Here is a 23,765-nt window from a genome sequence, read left to right on the forward strand (position 1 = left end):
GGCGCGATCGCCTTCGCCTGCCACGCGCCGCTTCACCCTGGTGTCCAGGCTGAAGAAGGCGCGGCGGGTGCCCACTCCGGCTGTGCGCGGCCTGGGCCGGCTGTGGTGGCCGGGGCTCCCGCCGCCGACGTAGATCGACCCGGACCTGCCGGGCGCGTACATCCGTATCGGGTACGTGAGATGCTCGACCCTCGGACGAGGAACTCGACTCGCAACTACATGTGCTCAGCGAGCATGGCATTCCGAGGGCTGATCTCTCCAGCGAACGGATCAGCACCCGGGTTCGGGGTGGCCCGCGATCCGAGGAGGCAATCTGTACTGCCTGGGAGGTCAAGGACAGGTTTCTGTCCGGCGACTGACCCCGCGAGTCCCTGAAGCTGCTGTTCGCGTTTCAGCGCCGTGTTGTAAGGCGTTGACTCGGCCCATGCGATGCGCCAACGACTGCGGCCGGCGTCGCGCCCGAGCACTGGAACGACTGACTGAGCGGGCGCTCGCGGCCGGGTGTGAGCCTGTCGAATGTGACGGCTACCGCTGGGACGATTCAGGCGATCCGCCAGGATGATGCGGTCTGGCCGAGGATCATCAGCCCGAGCAGCGGGCGGCGGCACCATTGAAGATCATCAGGACTGAAAGGCGGATTCCCGGCGACAAGAACGGTGCGGACTTCGGCTAGAGCCTGGAGTGAGCACTGGCGAGTGCGTTATGCGCGGTCAGTATTGTTGCTAGCAGGGCGAGGAGTACCAGTGGACGTTGCCGTTGGAGCTTTTGTGGCTGCCTTCGGGTTGCTATTTGCCGTCTTTGCGTCGCGCTTCTCAAGGGCAGGTGCTAACAGCTCGAAGGCGATTTCCGGAACGTCCGGCGGCAGGTGGATGGGGGTATGGAACCGGATCGTCTTCGTGGTGGTCGGGCTCTTCCTAGCGCTGTTCGGGCTTCTCTACGCCATCGGTGGGGCCGGTTGAGTCCGGACTGAGGCAGCGTGAGCCATACGGAGGGAGCGAATCATATGGTGTTCCAGGCAATGACCTTGGCCGAGCGGTGGGACGGGCCGCCCTGGTTCAGATGGGCATGGCTGATCACGGCAGGAGTCGTGGCGGTCTTCATCTTCACCATGCTCGCCCGGCGAGGCAGGCGCAAGTGAGGGATCAAGGCTGACCAATAAACAGGCCTCGCCTCTCTGACTTTGAGGTGATCGTACCCCCAGTCGGTTTACGCTCAGCCGAGCCGGAAGGGCTCAGTGCTCAGTTGATCTGGCCGTCGCCCGCAATCGGCATCCGGTGCCGACGCGTGCTTCGAGGTCGGCCCGCAAGGCGGCAGGCTCGAACATGTGTGCATCGATGCGAAACCCTCAGCCCGGCTGTCCACGGGCATGCCGCCGGCCACACCCGACAGGCCCCCATGACGCACGACGTCCGGGACGTCGCACTCGTCGAGGTACGAGGGCTTGACGCCCGACCAGGCTCTCGACCTGATCCCTGCGGAATACCAGCATCCACTTCTTGTCCTGGCGGACTCAGTAGCTGTCGCCTCGACTGAACTGCCGCTCCTCGTGGTGGACCTGCGGGGTGAGCGTGGGCGGTGTGTCCGCGTTGTGGCAGCCAAGCTGTGGGGTGTCGAGAACAACCTCTCGGGGGCGAACACGGACTTCGCGGAGTTCGCCGACTCCGTCGACGGCGACGGCGTTTTTCGAGGCTTCTGAGTCACTGGCCGCCAGGCGGTGTCAGGCTGTGATGGGGGTTCTTGAAAACGGCCATGGATGCTCCTTGCACACTCACTGTGGTGTTCAACGAAGTGGGGAGTTTCGAGGAGCGTGGCCCGGGTCGTCGGCTTGGGCTTCCGCTCGTGGAGTGTGCCGACCGTGTCGAGACGTCGAGACGCTGGCTTCGTGTCGGTGGCCAATCCAGGATCCTCGTGCACGGCCACACCAGCGATCAGCTGCCTGTGAACAGGTCCCCGTAAAGGAGCCGTGCCGTGAGTTCCATGCGCCGGGTCCGGGCCGCGGAGAAGCCATAGGGCATCTTGGTCACCGCTTCGGTAGCACTCATCCGGGCGTCCTCCTCGCCGCTCGCCTCGGCGTCGTAGATCTCGAAGAGCTTCTCCTCGGCCACATCCAGTCCGGCCGCTTCAATGGCCTGGAGCAGGGCCTTGTGGTGGGCGCAGTGCTGTGCGGCGAGTTCCTCGACCTGTGGGTCGTGGGGGTCGACGATGTCATCGAGGGCGGCGTCGGCCGCGTCGAGGCGGTCTGCCTCGACCCGTAGGCCGGGATGGGTCGCCAGGGCGATGAACACACTGGCCTGAATTGCGGCTCCCAGCGGCCCGAAGATCCGTTCCGTCACCAGCAGGGCGTCCAGGTCGGAGGGGCGCAGTGCGCCAGAAGGCAGGTGGGTGAGCCGGTCCGTGACCAACGGGGAGAGCAAGCCCAGTGGGCTGCCCACGACCCGCAGGCGCTGGACTGCTGCGCGCTGACGCTTGATGTCGGCCTCCTGGGCGGCCAGGGTCTCCTCCAGCCGACCCAGGACGTCCTCAACGTCCCGGGCTTCGTCGAAGGCGGCCTGCATGTCGTCCAGGCTGATGCCGGCCTCTGACACCTTGCGGATCCACAGCAGGCGGATCACGTCGGCGTAGCCGTAGCAGCGGCGTCCGTCGCCGCCTCGCTCGGGCTCCGGCAGCAGACCGATCTGGTGGTAGTGACGAATGGCGCGCGGGGTGGTTCCGGCGAAGGCGGCGGCATCTCCGATCTTGACCTCGCAGGGAGGCATGACGGAGGGGTACATCGCAGACAGAGCCTTTCGTGCTGTGGTGCCCTCGACGACACCACATGCCGCTACGGCATGTGCAACTACACACCACCCGGACCCTGACGGGCTACCGGGCGGCCCCTCGCCATGGGTGTCCCGTCCCCAGGACAGGCCTGGAATGGGTGGGGCGATCCGTCGAGCAGGTCTGATGGCGCCCCGAGTAGGAGTTAGGGGTCCTCACGGAGCCCCATCAGCTGCGGGTGCGAGGGGCCGTCCACCCCAGCGGATGCCCTTTCCGCTGCGGATGCGGGCGCGTTCTCTACGCTGGGCTGCGAGGACGTCGGGGGTCGGGCATTGGCGTTGCGCCAGCGCAGGTATCGGTCCAGGGCCCGGGTCTGCGCGGGATGTCGTCGCCCCTGTCACCTGCAGTTTGCCGGGCCGCCTGCGGCGTGGGCCGCGACGGGAGCGGAGGGGCGGGATGCCGCGGACCAGTGGGATGAGGGCCTGGCCCCTCAGGCCCTCCGACGGCCCGGGCCCCGGCCGAACCGACGCGGGCCCGCCGTTCCCCGCGCCGCCCAGCCTCTCCCGGCCGGCCGCCGAACCAGTCAGGAGACCCTGGTCAGAGCAAGGACGACGTTGTGTCCACCGAAGCCGAAGGAGTGGCTGACGGCGACACGGACGTCCTGCCGGCGGGGCTCCTTGGTGACGCAGTCGATGTCGAACCCCGGAGCCGGGGCGTCCAGGTTCGCGATCGGGGGCACCGTGCCGTGCTGAAGGGTGAGCACGGTCAGCGCCGCTTCCACGGCGCCCGCCGCGCCCAGGCTGTGGCCGAGCACGCCCTTGGGAGCGGTGACACTGGGGCGGTGCGGCAGCACCCGGGCGATCAGGGCCGACTCGGCGGCGTCGTTGGCCGGTGTGGAGGTGCCGTGGGCGTTGACGTGGTCGACGTCGTGCGGAGCCAGACCCCCGTCCGCCAGAGCGGTGCGCAGGGCCGCCTCCGCACCCCGGCCGTCCGGGGCGGGCGCGGTGGGGTGGTGGGCGTCCGAGGTGCTGCCGCAGCCCACCAGCAGCGCGCGGACACGGGCACCGCGGGTGGCCGCGTCCGCGGCCCGCTCCAGTACGAGGACGCCGGCGCCTTCCGCCATGACGAAGCCGTCACGGTCGGCGGCGAAGGGCCGGGACGCGCCGGTGACCGCGTCGGCGCGCCGGGAGAGCGCGCCGGCTCGCCAGAAGCCCGTGGTGAACAGCGGGGTGACGGCGGCTTCGGTGGCTCCGGTCACCGCGACGTCGCACCGGCCGGCGGTGAGGAGGTCGCGGGCGACGGCGACGGCAGTGGCGCCAGAAGCGCAGGCGGTGGCCGGGGCGAGGCTGGGGCCGCGGGCCCCGAGGTCGATGGAGACCTCTCCGGCCGCCATGTTGGGGATGATCTGGGGAATAGTGAGAGCGGAGACCATGTCGGCGCCCCGTTCCGTCAGCCGCCTGGCCTGTTCCTCGCGCACCGCGTCCGCTCCCAGCCCGCAGCCGATGACGACGGCGACCCGGTCGCCGTCCCACGTCGGGGCGTCGAGGCCGGCGTCGTGCACCGCCTCGCGGGCGGCGAGCACCGCCAGCACGGCGTTGTGCGACATACGCCAGGCGGTGCGGCCCACGCGCCGGTCCAGGTCGTCGCGGGACAGCGGGACGCGGCAGGAGAATCCCACGGGAAGGCCGGCCAGCGCTGGATCCTGTGCGGCCGCGGTGCCCGCGCCGCGGCAGACCGTGTCCCAGGTGGCGCCGGTGTTCTCCCCGGCGGGAGTGATCAGGCCGAGACCGGTGACGGCGACGGGCTCGGTCACGAGGACGTCACCGCCCCGGTGCCACCCGCGCGCAATGTGTCGAGGTGGTCGACGACCTGCGCGACGGTCGTGCTCCGGGAGGCGTACGCGCTGTCGATCTTCACCCCGAAGCGCTCGTGCACGATGAGCACCAGCTCCGCCAGGGCCAGGGAATCCAGATCCAGTTGCCCCAGCGTGAGGTCGGGCCGGATCTCGTCATCAGGGACACGGAAGGCGCTGTTCAGGATGGAGCGGATGGTGTCGTAGGTGTCCGGCACGGTGTCTCCTCGCTGTCGTTCGGGATGGAGAGGGAGAGCTCCGCGATACCGGCGTCGAATCCGACCGGCGGTGCGAAGTCGAGGTCACGGCGGGCCGCGGTGAGGTCGAAGTAGTGCGGATGCAGGAGCTCCGCGACCAGGAAGCGGCTCAGGGCGTGGGTGCGGGTACTGCGTGCCGCGCGCAGGATAGTGTCGCCGACCGCGGCCCCTATGGTGGCGAGCCGGGGCGGTACGGCGCACCAGCGGGCGTCGATGCCGGCGGCCCGCAGGAAGTGGCGGGTGATCTCGCGTAGCGGACGGGGGTCGCCCTGACCGATGAAGTAGGCGCGGCCGCCCGCCGTCTGCGGTGATCGCCGTAGGCTGTCCAGGGCGAGCAGATGGGCGTGGGCGGCAGTACGGACATGGGTCGTGTCGATGAGGTTGGCGCCGTCACCGGGCATCAGCAGGCGGCCGGCCCGCACGGCGCGCGCGAGAACGGGGGCGAAATGGGGGTCGCCGGGGCCCCAGATGATGTGCGGGCGCAGTGAGACGGTGGCCAGCTCCGGGCCGTGGGCCGCCAGCACCAGGGCCTCGGCGCGGGCCTTGGTGGCGGGATAGGCGGCCAGGTGACGGGGAGCGGTGGGAAGGCTCTCGGTGGCCCCCTCCAGACCGCCGGGCCGGAAGACGACGCTGGCGGTCGAGGTGTAGAGGAGCGTGCGCACGCCGTGGGCGCGGCACTGCTCGATCACATGGCGGGTGCCGAGGACGTTGGTGGCCCAGTAGGGCCGCGGAGGGCCGCTGACGCCGGCCAGGGCGGCGTTGTGGATGACGGCATCGCACCCGGCGACGGCACGGGAGACCGCGTCGGCGTCGGTGAGGTCGCCCAGGTGCTGGTGGACGCCCAGCTGTTGCAGTGCGCCGCTGGGGCGGCGGTGGAGAGAGGAGGCGACGTCGCCGCGTGCGCTCAGCCGACGGCAGATCTCCAAGCCCAGGAAGCCGCTTCCACCGGTGACCAGTACCTTCATCGAACCCTCCCGCGCAGACGCTTGGCGGCCCAGCCGGCCAGTCGCATGCGGTCGATCTTGGAGTTGTGCCGGGGGTCGGTGGGGAAGGCGGTATGGATCAGCACGGCGCCGACGCGGTACCCGTCCGGGTGGTCCTTCAGAACGGCGCGGACAGCCTCCAGGGCGCGGGCGCGGGGGGTGGAGGGCATGGGCTCCACGCAGAGAACGGGCAGTTGGCACACGGCCGTACCCACGCCGACGAGGGCGGTGCGCCGGATGCCGGGGGCGGTGTCCGCGGCGGCTTCGACGTCCTCGGTGGTCAAGGTGAAGCCGGTGCCGGTGATCAGGTGGGCCTTGCGGCCCAGGAACCAGAGTCGGTCCTCGTCGTCGAGGCGGCCCAGGTCGCCGGTGCGGTGCAGCACACCGTGGTCGGTGTCGCTCTTGGTGAAGGTGTCGGCGACGGGACGCGCGTGGTAAGTGGGGCTGACGGTGGGGCCGGTGACGGCGATCTCACCGAGCCCCGTGGCGTCGGCCTCCAGGATCCGCGCGCGGATGCCGGGCAGTGGCCGGCCCAGGCAGGTGCCCGCGTGCCCGGCGGGCGGCGCGGTGCGCGAGGCCCGCAGGTCGTGGTCGCCGATCGCGGACACGGGTAGGCACTCCGTGGCGCCGTACACGCTGAGGATCTCGGCGTCGTCCGGCACGGCCTTGCGCAGGGCGTCGGCGAGACCTACGCGCAGCGGGGCCCCGAAGGACAGGATCTGCCGGACCGAGGGCAGGGTCAGGTCGTGGCGGGCGCAGTGACGGGCGATCAGGGCGAGGACGGCGGGGGAGGCCAGGACGATGCTCGCCCGGTGTTCCCGGAGGGGCCCGACGACCTCCTGCGGCGAGGTGCGGGCCGGGGCCAGGTGGTTCACCGCCGGGGCGACGGTGGCCAGGCCCAGCAGCGGACCGAGCAGCGCGACCGGCAGGAATCCGGCGAGGAGCACGTCCTCGGACCGGGGGTCCATCAATGTCGCCAGAGCGTCGAGCTGCCCTGCCAGGGTGGAGTGGCGGTACTCGGCACCCTTCGGCCGTCCCGTGGAACCGGACGTGAAGGCGATGAGGGCCGGCTCGTCGCCGTCGGGCTCACGCACCTGCGGGGGCGAGGCATCGTCGGCCGGCGTTCGGGTGACCAGCCGCCGTCCCGGGGACAGCGGTGCGGACCCGGTGACCAGGGCAGTCCGGACGTGGGGGCGGCCCCATCCCAGCACCCGGCGCCCCAGGTGGGCCAGCGGCTCCCCGATGAAGACGTCCGGGGCGATGTCCTGGAGGCAGCGGCCCACCTCGGCGCGTGGTTCGATCAGCACGGGTACGGCGCCGAGCATGACCAGTGCGTACGAGACGGCGGTCAGATCGTGGGCGTCGCGGGTCATCACGACGGCCTTGTGGCCGGGCCGGACCCCCGCTTCGCGCAGGTCCTGGGCAATGCGGCGGCAGTGGCGCACCAGCTCGCCGCGACGGGTCGTCCGCGAGATTCCCTTGCGGCTCTCCACGAGGGCGACGGCGTCGGGCCGCTCGGCCAGGCGCCCGGCGAAGTCCGCGGCGGTCGTGGTCATGGGGCTCCCTGGAGGAAGTCACGGATGTGGTCGCTCAGTTCGGCCGCGGCGTCCTCCATGACGAAGTGCCCGGCGTCGGGGAAGCGGTGGATGACGGCCTGCGGGTACAGGCGCGCCCACTCCTGAAGCAGGTCCGGAGTGAACACGGGATCGCGCATGCCCCACCCAACGAGTAGGGGCAGGTCCGCCAAGCCGGCCACGGCGCCGGGTGGTTCGAGCAGGTGCCACACGGGGTCCGCGGGGCCGCGGGGGATCGCGCGTACGGCGTCGGTGACCGCCCGGCGTTCCGCGCGGCGGGCGTAGGGCCGCAGGTAGGCCCGCCGCTCGGCGGGGAGCATCGGGTGGTGGACTCCGGCCCGTACGGCGACGCGGGCGAAGGCGTTGGTGGCGTGGACGAACGTGGCGACTGGCCGGTGGTCCCGGATCCAGCGCAGGTAGAACGGCAGCCGGAAACCTTCGGGGAAGGGGAAGGCCACGGTGTTGCAGACGACCAGCCGGGCCACGACGCCCGGGTTGCGCAGCGCCCAGGCGGTTCCGAGCGGGCCGCCCCAGTCGTGCAGGACGAACGTCCAGCCCCGCTCGGGCAGGCCCTCGTTCCGCACCAGGTGACGGTGGAGGCTGTCCAGGCCTTCCAGCTGCGCTTCGTAGGGGTCGGGTACTCCGTCCGCCGGCCGTAGGCGCCGAGACAGCCCGAAGCCCGGCAGGTCGGGGGCCAGACAGCGGGCGTGCGGGGCGAGCCGGTGCAGCAGCTTGCGCCAGACGTAGCTCCATGACGGGTTGCCGTGCAGGAACAGCACCGGCCGGCCGGAGCCGAGGTCGAGGTAGTGCTGGCCGGTGACCGGTACCCGCCGCCAGTGCCGGGGCGCGGGGTAGCCCGGCATCAGCCGTTCCAGTGCGGCACGGTCCGGTGCCGGGGCGTGCCCGGCTCGTGCGGTCACCACCGGACGAGCGCCAGACCGAAGCTGAACCCACTGGCCAGGCCGATCATCGCCACCAGATCCCCGCCTTCGATGCGGTCGGCCTCCCGCGCCTTAGCCAGTTGCAGGGGCAGGGAGGCCGCCGCGCAGTTCCCGTGCTCGGCCACCGCGGGCATGCACCGGTCCTCGGGGAGCGAGAAGAGGTCGATCACCTCGCGGTACTGCGGCATGGCGATCTGGTGGAAGGCGATGAAGGAGACGGCGCCGGCCTGCGCCGCCCGGAACTCTTCCCCGGCGGTGTCCATGATCCGGGGGAGCACGTCGAGCGCGCTCTGCCACAGGTCCCCGTTCAGGCGCAGGGTGGTGTGGTCGTCATGGACGGAGAGGTGGTGCATGCTTCCGCCGCCGGCCACTGTGCAGGCCTCCCAGGCGGGGGAGTTGCTGACGAACCGGAGGGACAGGATGCCGGGATCGCCGTCACCCGCGGGGCCGGCGGTGAGTACCATCGCGGCGCCGGCGTCCGAGGCTGTGTAGCCGGGCAGTGCCCTGAGCAGGTCCTCTCGGGTGGGGAGGTGCCAGCGGGTGGCCAGGGTGGCTGGTTCACCGCAGGCGATGAGGACCGTGCGGTAGCGGCCGGTCTCGATGAACGATGCGGCCACCTCCATGCCGTTGAGGAAGCTGTTGCAGGCGTTCTTGACGTCGAACACCGGGCAGGAGGCGCCCAGTTTGGTGGCCACGAGGTGAGCGGTCGCGGGCTCGATCAGGTCCTGCGAGGTCGAGGCGAAAAGCAGCAGGTCCACGTCGCGGATCTTCAGACCGGCTTGCTCGAGCGCGCTGCGAGCGGCCGCCACGGCGAGGTCGGAGGAGTTCTCGCCGTCCTCGTGGACATGGACCCCGCGCACACCGGTGAGATCCTCCAGCAGACCGGGCGGCGGGGCGTAGCCACCCGTCTCGGTGATCTTGGCACGGGTTTCGTCCAAGGTCCGGTAACGGGACGGAAGATGAGCGCAGACGGCGGCGATACGGGCACGGATGGCTTCGGACACCGGGTCACCGTAGCTGCTGCGAAACCGGCATGGCGTATGTGTATTGACATTCACTACAACGAGTGTTGTGTCCAGGATTCCTCCTCTCGTTGCCCGCTTCGTCCTCTTCAATCCGCACGAGGGTCAGTGATCGGCGTGGAGAGGCGGAGACTTGGCGATGCAGCAGCTTGAACGGGCCGTGGCGGTGGTGGGCGTAGGGTGCCGGCTCCCCGGAGGCATCACCGACCTGGACGGCCTGTGGGCCGTACTGCGCGACGGGCGCGACGTGGTCGGCGAAATGCCCGCCGACCGGCTGCCCCGCGACCGGACCGTCGACCCGGGAAGCGTGCGGCCGGGCCACAGCTACACCGCTGCCGGCGGCTTCCTCCAGGACGTCGCCTCGTTCGACGCCGCCTACTTCGGCATGTCACCCGCGGAGGCCCGGCACACCGACCCGCAACAGCGGCTGCTGCTGGAGATGGCCGCCGAGGCGCTGGACGACGCCGCCATTCCCGCCGAGTCGCTGGCCGGGACGGACACCTGCGTATACGTGGGCGTCTCCGACCCCGCATACGGCGTGAACCTGTCCATGATGCAGAACCACACCAGCCCGCACACCATGCCCGGCACCGCCCTGTCCATCACCGCGAACCGGATGTCGTACGCCTTCGACCTGCGCGGGCCGAGCATGGCCGTGGACACAGCCTGCTCCTCCGCCCTGGTCGCCCTGGACCGGGCCTGCCGCACCCTGCGCGAGGGACCGGGTCGCGTCGCCCTGGCCGGCGGCGTCAACGTGCTGTCCAACCCCTACTCCTTCGCCGGATTCTCCTACGCGGGCATGTTGTCGCGCCGCGGACGCTGCGCGGCGTTCTCCGCCGACGCCGACGGGTTCGTCCGCGCGGAAGGCGGCGCGGTGCTCGTTCTCAAGCTCCTCACGGACGCGGTGGCGGACGGCGACCGCGTCCACGCCGTACTGGCCGCCACCGGCAACAACACCGACGGCCGCAGCACCGGAATGATCGTGCCCAGCGCCGAGACGCAGGAGGCGCTGCTGCACACGGTCTACGCGGAGGCCGGCATCGACGCGGACGACCTGGTGTACGTCGAGGCCCACGGCACCGGCACCCAGGCCGGTGACCCGGCGGAGGCCGAGGCCATCGGCCGGGCCCTGGGCCGGCGCCGCAGCCGCGGACCGCTGCCGATTGGCTCGGTGAAGACGAACATCGGCCACCTGGAACCCGCAGCCGGAATGGCCGGCCTGCTCAAGGCGATCCTGGTCCTGCGCCACCGGCTGGTACCGGCATCCCTGCACGCCCTTCCCCTCAACCCCCGCATCGACTTCGACGGCCTGGGACTGGCCCCCGCCATCGCCCCCGTCCCCGTCCCGCTGGAGCCGGGGCAGAGGGCGGCCGTCGGAGTGAGCGCCTTCGGCTTCGGCGGAGCCAACGCCCACGCCGTCGTCGTCCAGCCGCCCGCCGCCCGCCGGCCCGAGCCGGACCCGGTGCCGCACGGGCGCCCGCTGCCACTCGTCGTCTCGGCCCGGTCCGCCAAGGCGCTGAAGCAGATGACCGCCCGTATGGCGGAGCGACTGCGCAAGACCGAGCCGGCGGACTTCTACGACCTGGCCCACACCAGCACCGTACGGCGCACCGCGCACCCGCACCGTGCCGCCGTACTGGCCGCCGCCCCACAAGAGGCCGCCCGGCAGCTGGACCGGCTGACGGCCGCGGAGCCCGCGAGCGGGGCCATGGTGCGCGCCGGCGAGCGGGACGGGACCGCGTTCGTGTTCTCCGGCAATGCCTCCCAGTGGCCGGGCATGGCCGCCGACCTGCTGCGGGACGAACCGGTCTTCCACGAGGCCGTCCAGGAGGCCGACGCGGCCCTGGCACCCCACCTGGGCTGGTCGGTGGCCAAGGAACTGGCCCACCCCTCCCCCCGGAAATGGCAGCGCACCGAGGTCGCCCAGCCCGCCCTCTTCGCCGTGCAGGTGGGCCTCACCGCGCTGCTGGCCTCGCACGGAGTGCACCCGCGGGCGGTGACCGGACACAGCGTCGGCGAGGTCGCCGCCGCCCTCACCGCCGGGGTCCTCACCCTGGAACAGGCCGCGCTGGTGATCGCCGAACGCAGCCGTACCCAGGGTGCCACGGCCGGCCGGGGCCGGATGGCCGCCGTCGGCCTCCCCGAGGCACAGGCACGCGAGGAACTGCTCCGCCACGACGGCGCACTGGAGATCGCGGGGCTCAACAGCGACCGGGACGTGACCGTCGCCGGGGACGCCGACGCGCTCGCGGCCTGGGGAGCCGAACTGACCGTCCGCGGCGTCTTCTTCCGCGAACTCGACCTCGACTACGCCTTCCACAGCCGGGCCATGGACCCCATCAGGAAGCCGCTGCTCGACGCCCTCGACGGACTACGGCCCGCCCCGGCCCACATCCCGTTCGTCTCCACCGTCACCGGCACCCCGCTGGACGGGCCCGAACTCGGGGCCGCGTACTGGTGGCGCAACGTCCGTGAGCCCGTACGGTTCGCCGAGGCCGCCGCCCGCCTCGCCACCGAGCACGCCGGCGTCCTGGTCGAGATCGGACCGCACCCGGTGCTGCGTCCCTACCTGCGCCACACCGGCGCGCTGTGCGTCCCCACCCTGCACCGCGACGGGGACGGCCTCCGCGAGACCGCGGCGGCCGTCGCCGCGGCGCTCGCCGCCGACACCGCGACCGACTGGAGGCACCACTTCCCCCGACCCGGCCGGGTGGTCGACCTGCCCGCCTACGCGTGGCAGCACGAACGGCACTGGCACGGGAACGCGCAGGACCTGGTCGCCCGCACCAGCGGCAGCGGCCTGCTGGACCATCCGCTGGTGGGCGAGCGGATGCCCGCCCCGCACCCCATGTGGCACGGCACCATCGAGCCACAACTGGTGCCTTGGCTGGGCGACCACAGGATCGGCGACGACGTCCTCATGCCGGCCGCCGCCTACGTGGAGATGGCCCTGAGTGCCGGTCGCCGGGCCATGGACCGCCCGGTCGAGGTACGGCACCTGGAGATCGGCCGCCCGCTGTCCCTGCGGTGGCCAGACCCGACACCGGTCGCCCTGCAGACCGCGGTCACCTCCGGCGACGGCGCCGTGACCATCAGCGTCCGTGAGGAACACGGCGGTGAGTGCCTGCCCGTGGTACGCGCACAGGTCCGTACCCTCCTCGGCACGGCACCGGCCCCGCTCGACGTCGGCGCCATCCGGGCACGCTGCGACCGGAGCGTCGACGGCCCGGTCTTCTACCGCATGAGCCAGGGCATCGGTCTGCACTGCGGACCGGACTTCCAGCTCGTCGACCACATCGACATCGGCGACGGGGAGGCGCTGATCAGCTACCGGCTGGAGCACCCCGCCGACGCCTACACCGCCCACCCGGTCCTGATCGACGCGCCGTTGCAGGCCACCGTGGCCCTCGCCAAGACCCGGGGGGAGTCCGCCGCCTTCCTCCCGACCGTGTTCGCAGCCGTACGCGTGTGGCGCACCCCCGCACCCACCGGCGTCGTACATCTGCGCCGCCGCAACCGCAGCGCCAACGAGATGTGCTGGGACATCACCTACGCCGACCCCGACGGCACGGTCACCGCCGAGATCGACGGCTGCCGCACCCGCCGGGCACACCTGGCGGAACACACCCCGCTGACCGTCCAGCGCACCGTCCTGAGAGCCGCCCCTCACCCGGGCGCCGCCGCCCCGCCCTGGCCGCTCACCACGCCCACCGAGGTGGCAGCCGCGGCCGAACCGCGCATCACCGCCGCACACACCGCCCTGGACGACGGCGGCCACCACCGGTTCACAGCAGCCGCCGAACAGGCCGGCGCCCATTGCTGGGCAGGGACGCTGCGCGGTCTTCTCGCCGACCCGGCCGCCCCGTTCTCGATGGACGACCTGGTGGCCGGAGGCCTCCAGCCCCGGCACCGGCGGCTCGCCCGACTGATGCTGCCCCTGCTGGCCGAGCACGGTCTCGCCCGGCCGGCCGGGCAGACCTGGCAGCTGACCGGCGCGCAGCCACACGCCGAGGCCCTGCTGCGCGGCCTGGTCGAGGACCACCCCGCCTACGGCGCCGAGACGCTGCTCCTCAACCGGCAACTGCGCCGGCTGCCCGACGTGGTGCGAGGACACGCCGACGCACGCGAACTCCTGCCGGCCGGGGACAGCGCCTACGAGCAACTCCACGAGTCCGGCCCCGCCCACCGCTTCGCCCACCGTGCCATCCAGGCCCTGCTCGGCGACATCGTCGCCCGCTGGCCCGCCGACCGTCCGCTACGCGTCCTGGAGTTCGGCGCCACCACCACCGCCCTGACGGCCGCGGCCCTGCCCGTACTGCCGGCCGACCGGACCCGCTACACCTGCACCGCACCCACCCGCAGCACCCTCACCCGCGCCGAACACCGCTTCTCAGCTCACGACTTCGTCGACTACCGCACACTCAACCCGAACGCCGACCCTGCCGACCAGGGCCTGTCCCGGGGCGCCTTCGACCTCGTTCTCGCGGGCGACGCCCTGCACACCACCCACGACCTGGCCGCAACCCTGCGCCGGCTGCACAACCTGCTGGCACCCGGCGGACACCTGCTGGCCACCGAACCGCACCACGCCCCGCTCCAAGCCCTGCTGTACGGCGCACTGAACGACTTCTGGGAGCGCGGGGACCACACCCTGCGTCCCGTGTCCCGCATCCTCGCCCGGGACCGGTGGGCACCACTGCTGAACCGGTGCGGCTTCTCCGGAGCGGTGCAGACCGGACCCGAGGACCGCTCCGTCCTCCTCGCCGCGGCGGACCACAGCCAGGCGGTGACCACCACCGAGGCAGCGCGGCCGGTCCCAGGCGCCACCTGGGTGATCGCCGTCGAGGACGGCACCGAGACGGCGACCGCGCGAGCTTTGGCCGCCCGCCTCGGCAAGGCCACCGTGATCACCGCGCCCGACGAGGCCGCCGCCTGGAAGGCGGCCCTGCCGACGGACTCCGATCCGCGCGTCGTCATGCTGCTCGCCGCACCCGGCCCGCACGAGACCGTCGCGCGGACCACCCGCCGCGCGGCCCTCCTGCGCTCCCTGGCCACCGCCTGCGACGGCCTGGTGGGCAAAACCAGCCCCCAGGTCTGGCTCGTCACACGCCCCACCGGCCTCTTCCCCGCCCCGGAGCAGCCGGCGCACCCGGTGGACGCGGCCATCTGGGCGGCCTGCCGCACCTTCGCCAACGAACGCCCGGACCTGTGCCTGCGCCGCCTGTCCTGCCACCGCACCGGTGAAGCCGACACCGACGCCCTCCGCCTGGCCGACGAACTACTCACACCCGGCGGCGACGACCGGAGCGTTCAGGAGGACGAGATCATTCTGACCGCACGGGGCCGGTTCGTGCCTCGCCAGGTACAGCACCCGGTGGACGAGCCCGCGGGGGTCCCGGCCGGTACGCCGTTCATCCTGGAAGCCCGTGACCCGGGCCTGCACCGGCGGCTCGTCTGGCGGCAGGCAGACGCCCTCGAGCCGGGACCGGGCGAGGTGGTACTGGAGATGCGGGCCGTGGCCCTGAACTACCGCGACCCCATGCGAGCCAACGGCCTGCTCCCGCCCGAGGCGGTGGAGAACAGTCCGATCAGCCGTGGATTGGGCACCGACGGCGCTGGCATCGTGCATGCTGTGGGAGCGGGGGTGGGGGACCTGAAGCCCGGCGACCGGGTCTGCGGCATCGTGCCCGCCGCACTCGCCTCGCACGCCAGAACTCCCGCCTTCTCCGTCGTACGCATCCCCGACGAGATGAGCTTCACAGAGGCGGCGACCTTCCCCGTCGCCTTCCTGACCGTCCACCAGACCCTCGTCCACCAGGCCCGACTCGGTGCCGAGGAGACCGTGCTCGTCCACGGCGGAGCCGGGGCGGTGGGATTGGCAGTCCTGCAGTGCGCCCGCGCGCAGGGCGCCCGCGTCATCGCCACCGCCGGCACGGAGACCAAACGGGACCTGCTGCGCACGCTCGGCGTCGAGCACGTACTCGACTCCCGCAGCCTGGAGTTCGTCCCCCAAGTGCGGGAGCTGACCGGTGGCCAGGGTGTGGACGTCGTGGTGAACTCCCTCAGCGGCGAGGCCATCACCCAGGGCCTGGACCTGTTGCGCCCCAACGGCCGCTTCATCGAGCTCGGCAAGAGGGACATCTTCCTCAACAATCCGATCACGCTCCGCCCCTTCCACAGCAGCCTCACCTTTATCGGCTTCAACCTTGACGCCGTCGTGGGCGAACCCTCCCTGCGAACCCAGCTCGTCGAGGACTTCAGCGCGGCGATCGGCTCCCGCACCTACCGGCCCCTGCCCCACTCGGCCTATCCCGCCGCCCGCGTCGACGAGGCCTTCCACCTCTTGCAGCACTCCCGGCACACCGGCAAGGTCGTCGTCACCTTCGACCCTCTGGACGAACCCGTCCCCGTCGAACCCGCCCCCGGCTCCCTCCACCTCGACGGCGAGGGCACCTACCTGATCACCGGCGGACTGAGCGGGCTCGGCGCAGCCACCGCCCACCTGCTGGCCGACCGCGGGGCCCGGCATCTGGCCCTGCTCTCCCGCAGCGGATCCGACACCGCCGGAGCGCAGAGCCTGCTCCGGGAACTCGCCGATCGCGATGTGCAGGCCACCGCACACGCCGCCGACGTCACCGAGGAAGCGGCGCTGCGCCGGGTCCTCGACGCCGTGGACGTCACCGGGCACGCCCTGCGGGGCATCGTGCACGCGGCGATGCACATGGACGACGCGGTGCTGTCGGACCTCACCGACGACCGGTTCGCCGCCGTACTGGCGCCCAAGGCCGCGGGCGCCACCCTGCTGGACCACCTCACCGCCGACCGCGACCTGGACCTGTTCCTCACGTACTCGTCCGTGTCCGCCAGCATCGGAAACCCAGGACAGTCCGCCTACGCGGCGGCCAACGCCTACCTGGAGGCCCTCACCCGGGCCCGGCGCGGCGCCGGCCGGGCGGGAACGGCGCTGGCCTGGGGGCCGATCGGCGGAACCGGCTACGTCGCCCGCAGCGGCCTGGAGGCCGCCATGGCCGGACGCGGCCTCGAACTGCTCACGCCCGCAGAGGTTCTGACCACAGCCGACCACCTTCTGGCCGCCGGCACCGATGTCGCCGGAGCCGGCCGTTACCGCTGGCAGACCGCACGCCATCTGCTGCCTGCTCTGGCCACCCCTCGGTTCGCCCCGCTCGCCCCGGCTTCCTCCGCGGCATCCCCGGACGCCCGTAACGAGCTCCTGAGCGCGCTGGCGGACCTCCCGGCGGACGAGGGGGTACGCAAGATCACCGACGTGATCACCCAGCTCCTCGCCGGTGTCCTGCAGGCCGACCCGGCCGGTCTCGAGCCCACGGTCAACGTCACCGACTTCGGACTGGATTCGCTGCTGGGCATGCAGTTCCTGATGCAAGCCCGGGACTTGTTCGACATCCGCCTCGGACCGGCCGACCTGGCCACCGGACGCACCCTGGCCCATTTCGCCCGTCTGGTCCACCAGCGGCTGGACCTGAGGGCCGACGACCGGCAGTAGAGGCAAGGCGGGTGTCCGCCGTGCCGGGCACCCCGGCACGGCGGACAATCGCAGCCGGCACCAAGACCTGGCGATGCTGGCTTCTGGACAGCCGCCTGGCCTGCGACTAGGAGACCACCTCAACTGGAGAGATATCCGCAGCAAATGAAACAGGCAACCGAGAATCGAACGCTCACCTAGCTTGCAGCGATCACGGCCTGAATCAGGCCGGGGAATCGGCGATCCAGGTCCTCCTTTCGGAGGCGCAGGTACAGACCGTTCCCGGCGTCACGCTGATACACCAGCCCTGCCTCGCGGAGCACTCGCCAGTGACGTGTTCGGCTGGACTTGCCTACTGGCAGGTCGAAGGAAGCGCACAGCCGCTCTTCATTTGGCTGTTCAGCTAGTTGCGCAACGACTCGACGCCGGTTCGCGTCGGCCAGCGCCAAAAGGATGGGCCCCACCTCCAACTCCTCAGCGCGAGGGTGCGTCAACTCGCTGTCCGTCATCACTTCACCCCTCGACAAGGTACGCATGGCTGCGTACCTTAAGCGAGGTACGCAGCCATGCGTACCTTACCGTTGCTGGGGGATCCGTGTCTGTACCCGCGTCGCCGCGTCGCCGCGTTCTGTTGCGCATCCGTCTGTCGCTGCGCAGGCTGCTGCTTACCGAGCACTCGCCCTTCATGACTCTCTGACCCAGCCCGGAATCTACCCCTCGCGTGGGGAGGTGCGAAGAGAGCCGATGCCTCCGTGAGGAACGCCCATCAAGGTGATGATCCTCGGCGGCGCGGAGGACGGCTTCGGCCCGGTGGTCTGCAAGTACGACGTTGACACCACCAAGGACTTCCCCCACACCTATGGGTGCGGGGGCGGACAGCCGATTGCCCCCGCACCCGACAATAGCTATTGCGGCTGAGCCTGGGGTGTGGGCTCCTGTCCCTGTTCTCGCTCCTGGGCAGCGTCTGGTTCTGCCTTGTCCCGGGGCCGAGGCGCGGATCGTTGAGCCGAGTGGCCGGCGCAGCACGACGATGCCTGCGGATATGGCCATGGCGAAACTGCACAGGCCCGTCATCAAAGCGATGGCCAGGTCGCCACACCGAGCGAGGCGGAGATGACGGGGGCGACCAGAGTGTCGAGCCAGGGTGCGGGGCCGAACGCGAGGTTGTTCCCGAATATCACATGACATGCCGTTCTGCCATTCCTCGTGCGAGGGCTTGGCGACGGCCGCCTGCAGGTAGACGACGACCATCTGCAGGCGGGGTACGACGAGCGCACCGTAAGGCTTCCGCCTTGGGCGCCTGTCGAGTTGGCCGGCCAGGTTAATCCCAGCCGGAACCAGCTCCGGCATGTGCACGCAAGAGCGTCCGAACGGGGTCAGCGCCCTGTGGTGTCCGGCCTTCCTCGATCAGCAGCGGCGCCCGAGTGGCGCTGCTCGCCCGGGGCCGGGCGGGACTCGACGCGGTGGCGGCCGACGTACGGGCGGCCGGCGGGCAGGCGCTGCCCATCGCCACCGACATGGCCGAATGGGAGCAGGTCGACCGGGCCGCCCGTCACGTCGAGGAAGAGTTCGGTCCGGTCGATGTCTGGGTGAACAACGCCTTCACGGCGGCCTTCGGCAGATTCACCGACGTGTCCCCCGACGATTTCCTGCAAGCGACCAGGTCGACGTATCTCGGCTACGTGCACGGCACCCGGGCGGCGCTGGACCGCATGGTGCCCAGGGACCGGGGCACCGTCGTGCAGGTCGGCTCCGCGCTCGCCTACCGCGGCATTCCGTTGCAGAGCGCGTACTGCGGAGCCAAGCACGCCATCCAGGGCTTCACCGAGTCGGTGCGCTGCGAACTGCTGCATGACAAGTCGGCGGTTCGCGTCACCATGGTGCAGATGCCGGCCGTCAACACCCCGCAGTTCACGTGGCTGCGCACGCACCTGCCGCGCCACGCCCAGCCGGTGCCGCCGATCTACCAGCCGGAGCTGGCCGCACGCGCCGTGCTGCGCGCCGCGGACCACCCCCGGCGACGTGAGTACTGGGTCGGGACGTCCACAGCACTGACGCTGCTGGCCAACGCTGTCGTGCCCGGATTGCTCGACCACTATCTGGCGCGCACTGGTTTCGACTCCCAGCAGACCGACGCCCGCCCGCAGCCTCAGGGGCACGGCAACCTCTTTGCACCGGCGGACGAGAATACGGACTACGGAGCCCACGGCGTGTTCGACGACCAGGCCCACACCTTCGACCCGCAGGTGTGGGCGAGCCGTCATCGCGTGGGCAAGGCGATGGCCGCCGCGGGACTTGCCGGTGCGGGCTACGCGCTGCTGCGCCGCCGAGCCAGGCGCTGAGCCACCGGATCGTCACGTGCTCAGGCTGTCTCCGCTCGAGCCGGCCGATGCTCTGCCGTCCCGCTGGTCGCCGTGGTCGTCCTCCTCGCCCGGGAGGGGAACCCGGTCGCCGTGGAACCAGCGGCGGAGTGCCCTTAGGAGCCTGGCCGGTCGGCCCGTTGGAGCCGTTCAGGGCGGGGGCGCAGGACGGCAGGTCGCGGCTGGCGAGATCGAGACAGGAGTCAGTCGGTGACGAGGTCTTCCGGGGCGGACCGGCCGAGTTCGGCGAGCGTGCCGAGCGCCTGAGACAGGATGTCAGGCCGTGGAGTGGCTAGGCCCACGCGCACGGCGTTGGGGGCGTGACTGTCGCCGACGGTGAAGGCGGCGGCGGGTACTACCCCGATGCCGTGCCGTGCGGCGGCCGCGACGAAGGTGTCCGCGCGCCATTGACGGGGCAGTTGCCACCAGCAGTGGTAGGAGCACGGATGGCTTCGTACGGTGAAACCGGCGAGCTGGCGGGCCGCGATCTCCTGCCGTGCCGCCGCTTCCCGCTGCTTGGCGGCCACCAGTTTCCTCACGGTTCCGTCCTGCTGCCAGCGGTGGGCGGCCTCGAGGGCGAAACGCATGGGGGTCCAGCCGCCCGACCGCAGGGCGGCAGTGATCGCACTGGTCACGGTGGCGGGTGCCACGGCGAAGCCGAGGGTCAGGCCGGGGGCGAGGCGTTTGGACAGGCTGTCGATGAGGACGGTCCGCTCGGGGGCGTAGGCAGCCAGCGGCGGCAGTTCGTCGCGCAGGAACGCCCAGATGGCGTCCTCGATCGCGAAGAGGTCGAGCCTCAGCAGGACTTCGGTCAGCTGCTCGACGCGTTGCTGGGGCATCGTCAGCGAGAGGGGGTTGTGCAGTCTCGGCTGGACGTAGACGGCGTGCAGGGGGGACATGGCGTGGGCCTCCGCCACCGCCTCTGGGACGAGTCCATGGTCGTCCATGGGCAGAGGGACGAGAGTGATGCCGAGTCTGGCGGCTACCGCCTTGACGAACGGGTAGGTGAGCTCTTCCACGCCGAGACGCCCGCCTGGCGGTACGAGGGCGGTGATGACGGCCGAGATGGCCTGCCGTCCGTTGCCCGCGAAAAGGATTCGCGCGGGGTCGGGGTGCCAGTCGCCACGGACGAGGATGCCGGCGGCGGATTCCTGGGCGGCGGGCACACCGGAAGCGCCTACTGGCCTCAAGGCGTGCCCGAGGGCGTCGGGGCTCAGCAGGCCGCGTAGTCCTGCTGAAAGCAGGGTGCTCTGCTCGGGGGTGGTCGGGTAGTTGAGCTCCAGGTCGATCCGGCCGACCGCCGGCTCCGTGAGGGCGGGAGCGGAGACACCGGAGCCCGCGTGCGTCGCGCGTACGAAGGTCCCGCGTCCTACCTCGCCCACTGTCAGGCCACGGCGGGCCAGTTCCTGGTATACGCGCGTGGCGGTGGAGTTGGCGATGCCGTGCCGCCGTGCGAACTCGCGCTGCGGGGGGAGGCGGTCACCGGGTCGGAGGGAACCGGACTGGATCGCCCCGGCCACCACGTCCGCGACGCTCTGATAGTCCTTCATGGCATACGTCCCCCTCGTCCATGGATGCGCCTACATCCAACCAGAGAATTGCACCGAGTGCAATATGAAAGATTGCATTGATCCGTCTCCCTGCAATATGGTCGTGGGAATGTCCGATGGAACGAGGGGTCCTGGGTTCCAGTGAACGTGACGAGATCGAAGCCCTTATCAATCGGTCGCACTGCCGGACCGCCGTTCGCATGCCGTCACTGCGGCTTCGGCCTCCGCCGCATCAGACCGGACGCGATGGCCGAAGCGCTGCGAGAGGTGGCGTCTTGCTGGCAGCGGCTCTTACGGGACCCGCGACTCGGCACGCGACGTATGGGAGTACCCGCCTGGTCTCCTCTGGAGCGCGGCTGTCACGTCCGCGACATGTGCCTGCTGTTCCACTTCCGGCTCGATGCAATCCTGGGAGAAGCAACTATTGCACCGGGCCGGGCGGTCGGTGCGGAAGCCAGGGCCCCAGTGGTTCACCCGCCGGAGGCCGTTCCGTACTACCGGGATGAGGAGCCGTCGCTCGTGGCGGAGGAACTGGGGCGAGCCGCTGAGGCCCTGGCCCACCGCCTGGCCGGGCTCACCGCTGATGACTGGGCCCGCGACGATCCGCGGCTGGCCGATCCACTGCTCACCGTCGACTTCCTCACGCGCCACCTTCTGCACGACATCACTCACGACCTCGCCGAGGCCGTGCGCCGGGGAGTGGGGGATTCGCGTGGTTGATCCGAGCGCAATGCTCGGTGTGACGGTGGTGGCGCTCGGTATGGTGCTCACCCCCGGCCCGAACATGATCTATCTCGTCTCCCGCAGTATCACCCAGGGCAGGCGGGCCGGGATGATCTCTCTCGGCGGTGTGGCTCTGGGTTTCGTGGTGTATCTGGTCGCCACGAGCGTGGGCCTGACGGTCATCTTCACCGCCGTGCCCGAGCTGTACATCGCGGTGAAGCTGGCCGGCGCCGCCTACCTCGCATATCTGGCCTGGAACGCGCTGAAGCCGGGCGGCCTTTCCGTCTTCGACCCGCAGGACGTGCCGCACGACTCGCCGCGCAAGCTGTTCACCATGGGGCTGATGACGAACCTGCTCAACCCGAAGATCGCCATCATGTACCTGTCGCTCATGCCCCAGTTCGTCGATCTCGACAACGGCCACGTCCTCCTCCAGGGCCTCGTCCTCGGCTCCATCCAGATCATGGTGAGTGTGGCGGTGAACCTGACCATCGTGCTCGCCGCCGCCACGATCGCCGCCTTCCTGTCCCGCCGCCCCTCCTGGCTGAGGGTGCAGCGCTACTTGATGGGCACGGTGCTCGGCGCCCTCGCCGTCTCCCTGGCCGTCGACACATCGGCTCCGGTCGGACCGAGTTGATGCCACAGCGGCACGAGCCGGGCAGTGGGGGAAACCGCTGTGCCGCTCATGTCTGCGACACCTTCAGTTCGATGGCCGGAGTGAGGCTGTTCGGGAGTGCCGCGCAGGCCCGCTCGCAGGCTTCGAGTGTGCCGAGGAAGGGGGCGCGACAGGCCCAGCGAGGTGTCGATCAGGGCCTGGCGCGTGCGGAGCTTCTTCCGCTCACTGAAGGGGAGCCGCTCGCTACTGCTGTCAAGGATTCACTGCCCCACCACGCTTCTGTGAAAGGTCTTTTGTCATGCGTGCGCTTCTCGTCGACCGTTCCGCACCGGCCGGGCTGCGACTCGGTCCGGCTCCCGATCCCCGCCCCGCTCCCCATCAGGCACTGATACGGGTCACGGCTACTTCCCTCAACTACGGCGAGGTCAGGTTCGCCTTGCGGGACGCTCCCGAGGGCGCCGTGCTCGGATGGGATGCGGCGGGAGTGGTGCTCGAGGCCGCCGCCGACGGATCCGGCCCGGCGGCCGGAACGCCCGTGGTCACTCTCGGTGTCGACGGTGCCTGGGCGGAATTGCGCGCCGTCGACACCGCTTGGATCGGCACCGCCCGAGCCGGATCAGATCCAGGAGCCGTCAGCACGGTCCCCGTAGCGGGGACCAGCGCCCTCCGAGCCCTGCACCGCCTCGGCCCGGTCCTGGGCAGACGTGTCCTGATCACGGGTGCCACGGGCGGCACCGGACGCTACGCCGTTCAGCTCGCCCGGCGCGCCGGTGCGTATGTCATCGCTTCCACCGGTAACCCTCGCAAGCACGGGGAGGTTCTGTTGGCTCAGGGGGCGCATGAGGTGGTCGCCGGGCCGGGTGACATCGCCGATCCGGTGCACGGCATCGTGGACATGGTGGGAGGACCGCAACTCGTCGAGTACTTCGCCTTGTTGACGCAGGGTGGCACCCTGGTCGCGGTGGGGCACGCCGCGCACGAGGGGGAGTCGTTTCCCTACGGTGCCCTGTTCGGCGACGGCGGGCGGCACGACCGTTCCCTCGTCACCTTCTCGCTGCCGGCCTGTACGGGACTGGCGCCGGACCTGGGGTGGCTCGCGGACGAGGTGGCCCTGGGCCGACTCGACCCGAACATCTCCTGGCGCGGCGGCTGGGACAGAGCGGCAGACGCCGTCGACGCCCTGCTGAACCGCCGTCTTCACGGCAAGGCCGTCCTGGAGATCTCCTGACCCGCGAACAGGCGTCCTCCAGGGGGGCGGCCCCCGGGGTACACGCACGGCACCGCCCCGCTACGCGGTCGCGCAAGGGCGTTGAGATCCGTGCCGCAGAGCCGGGCATCACCTCGGTCGGCGACAGACCCGTGAGCAGCCCGGAGCACCGCGATTCCGGGACTTCCGCCACCCCCTCCGTCCGGCACCGGACTCGGCCTCGCCGATGACGCTCCGCCCGCCGCCCCGCAACCGTCGAAAACGCCGCCGTGCTGCTCGGAGCAATGACCTGCGCGAGCCGGGCCGGTCGCGTCGTCAATCGACATGCCGTCGCAACCCGCCTCGGGCCGGCCGAGGCGGGCTGCCGTGACGCTTCCCCCAGCGCCTGAAGCAGCGTGCTCCAGGCGGACTGCGCCGAGTCG

Annotated in this window: 17 protein-coding genes and 2 pseudogenes; 9 read left to right on the top strand and 10 right to left on the bottom strand. The window is 71.0% G+C overall.

The window, feature by feature from the left end; all coding sequences use genetic code 11:
• The first annotated feature begins 743 nt into the window (after window positions 1–743).
• The 3 genes and pseudogenes from SAM23877_RS34835 to SAM23877_RS34840 form a co-directional block, all read left to right on the top strand.
• Window positions 744–959 carry a hypothetical protein gene (locus SAM23877_RS34835; RefSeq protein WP_053141823.1) on the top strand — a complete coding sequence of 72 codons (216 nt, stop codon included), beginning with the start codon at window positions 744–746 and terminating at the stop codon, window positions 957–959.
• Window positions 960–1,003: 44 nt separating this feature from the next.
• Window positions 1,004–1,138, top strand: coding sequence for a hypothetical protein (locus SAM23877_RS41885; protein ID WP_280518085.1), 135 nt, complete (start codon window positions 1,004–1,006; stop codon window positions 1,136–1,138).
• A gap of 297 nt (window positions 1,139–1,435) precedes the next feature.
• A pseudogene (locus SAM23877_RS34840) lies at window positions 1,436–1,696 on the top strand (DUF6924 domain-containing protein); the annotation flags it as partial.
• 232 nt (window positions 1,697–1,928) lie between these two features.
• Here the strand turns inward: SAM23877_RS34840 and SAM23877_RS34845 are convergent.
• The 8 genes and pseudogenes from SAM23877_RS34845 to SAM23877_RS34875 form a co-directional block, all read right to left on the bottom strand.
• Window positions 1,929–2,771 (bottom strand): MerR family transcriptional regulator, encoded by an 843-nt coding sequence (locus SAM23877_RS34845; RefSeq protein WP_053141827.1) that lies wholly within the window; start codon window positions 2,769–2,771, stop codon window positions 1,929–1,931.
• 201 nt (window positions 2,772–2,972) lie between these two features.
• Window positions 2,973–3,142, bottom strand: a pseudogene (locus SAM23877_RS42230) (IS630 family transposase); the annotation flags it as partial.
• Window positions 3,143–3,340: 198 nt separating this feature from the next.
• Entirely contained in the window at window positions 3,341–4,570 is a 1,230-nt protein-coding gene (locus SAM23877_RS34850) for a beta-ketoacyl-[acyl-carrier-protein] synthase family protein (protein WP_053141829.1), read from the bottom strand.
• Complete coding sequence (locus tag SAM23877_RS34855; RefSeq protein WP_053141831.1) at window positions 4,567–4,827, bottom strand: acyl carrier protein; 261 nt, start codon at window positions 4,825–4,827, stop codon at window positions 4,567–4,569. Before SAM23877_RS34855 ends, SAM23877_RS34850 begins: the two co-directional genes overlap by 4 nt.
• Entirely contained in the window at window positions 4,791–5,831 is a 1,041-nt protein-coding gene (locus tag SAM23877_RS34860; RefSeq protein WP_063796806.1) for an NAD-dependent epimerase/dehydratase family protein, read from the bottom strand. Before SAM23877_RS34860 ends, SAM23877_RS34855 begins: the two co-directional genes overlap by 37 nt.
• On the bottom strand, window positions 5,828–7,405 hold the full coding sequence (locus SAM23877_RS34865; protein ID WP_053141833.1) for an AMP-binding protein: 1,578 nt from the start codon (window positions 7,403–7,405) through the stop codon (window positions 5,828–5,830). Before SAM23877_RS34865 ends, SAM23877_RS34860 begins: the two co-directional genes overlap by 4 nt.
• The gene (locus SAM23877_RS34870; RefSeq protein WP_244903044.1) at window positions 7,402–8,343 is read right to left on the bottom strand and encodes an alpha/beta fold hydrolase; all 942 of its coding nucleotides are present in this window, start codon (window positions 8,341–8,343) and stop codon (window positions 7,402–7,404) included. The genes SAM23877_RS34865 and SAM23877_RS34870 overlap by 4 nt, the downstream gene beginning before the upstream one ends.
• Entirely contained in the window at window positions 8,340–9,368 is a 1,029-nt protein-coding gene (locus SAM23877_RS34875; protein ID WP_053141838.1) for a 3-oxoacyl-ACP synthase III family protein, read from the bottom strand. The genes SAM23877_RS34870 and SAM23877_RS34875 overlap by 4 nt, the downstream gene beginning before the upstream one ends.
• A gap of 157 nt (window positions 9,369–9,525) precedes the next feature.
• On the opposite strand from SAM23877_RS34875, the gene SAM23877_RS34880 reads away from it, so the two are divergent.
• A complete protein-coding gene (locus tag SAM23877_RS34880; protein WP_053141840.1) occupies window positions 9,526–16,908 on the top strand; it encodes a type I polyketide synthase in 7,383 nt (2,460 codons plus the stop codon).
• 176 nt (window positions 16,909–17,084) lie between these two features.
• On the opposite strand, the gene SAM23877_RS34885 is transcribed toward SAM23877_RS34880, so the two are convergent.
• Window positions 17,085–17,396: an ArsR/SmtB family transcription factor gene (locus SAM23877_RS34885; RefSeq protein ID WP_053143180.1), complete on the bottom strand. Its 312-nt coding sequence runs from the start codon at window positions 17,394–17,396 to the stop codon at window positions 17,085–17,087.
• Window positions 17,397–17,658: 262 nt separating this feature from the next.
• Here SAM23877_RS34885 and SAM23877_RS39835 point away from each other — a divergent pair, with 262 nt between their 5' ends.
• Window positions 17,659–17,805, top strand: coding sequence for a hypothetical protein (locus SAM23877_RS39835; RefSeq protein WP_159042041.1), 147 nt, complete (start codon window positions 17,659–17,661; stop codon window positions 17,803–17,805).
• A gap of 488 nt (window positions 17,806–18,293) precedes the next feature.
• Window positions 18,294–19,229 (top strand): SDR family oxidoreductase, encoded by a 936-nt coding sequence (locus SAM23877_RS34890; RefSeq protein ID WP_053141842.1) that lies wholly within the window; start codon window positions 18,294–18,296, stop codon window positions 19,227–19,229.
• Window positions 19,230–19,450: 221 nt separating this feature from the next.
• Here SAM23877_RS34890 and SAM23877_RS34895 read toward each other — a convergent pair whose 3' ends face one another.
• A complete protein-coding gene (locus tag SAM23877_RS34895; RefSeq protein ID WP_053141843.1) occupies window positions 19,451–20,797 on the bottom strand; it encodes an aminotransferase-like domain-containing protein in 1,347 nt (448 codons plus the stop codon).
• Window positions 20,798–21,169: 372 nt separating this feature from the next.
• Here SAM23877_RS34895 and SAM23877_RS34900 point away from each other — a divergent pair, with 372 nt between their 5' ends.
• The 3 genes from SAM23877_RS34900 to SAM23877_RS34910 all read left to right on the top strand — a co-directional run bounded on the left by SAM23877_RS34900 (window position 21,170) and on the right by SAM23877_RS34910 (window position 23,364).
• On the top strand, window positions 21,170–21,517 hold the full coding sequence (locus tag SAM23877_RS34900) for a hypothetical protein (RefSeq protein WP_159042042.1): 348 nt from the start codon (window positions 21,170–21,172) through the stop codon (window positions 21,515–21,517).
• A gap of 10 nt (window positions 21,518–21,527) precedes the next feature.
• On the top strand, window positions 21,528–22,157 hold the full coding sequence (locus SAM23877_RS34905; protein WP_425314796.1) for a LysE family translocator: 630 nt from the start codon (window positions 21,528–21,530) through the stop codon (window positions 22,155–22,157).
• Window positions 22,158–22,434: 277 nt separating this feature from the next.
• Complete coding sequence (locus tag SAM23877_RS34910) at window positions 22,435–23,364, top strand: zinc-binding dehydrogenase (protein ID WP_053141849.1); 930 nt, start codon at window positions 22,435–22,437, stop codon at window positions 23,362–23,364.
• Window positions 23,365–23,765 lie beyond the last annotated feature (401 nt).

Source organism: Streptomyces ambofaciens ATCC 23877 (assembly GCF_001267885.1).
In the GTDB taxonomy this organism is placed as follows: domain Bacteria; phylum Actinomycetota; class Actinomycetes; order Streptomycetales; family Streptomycetaceae; genus Streptomyces; species Streptomyces ambofaciens.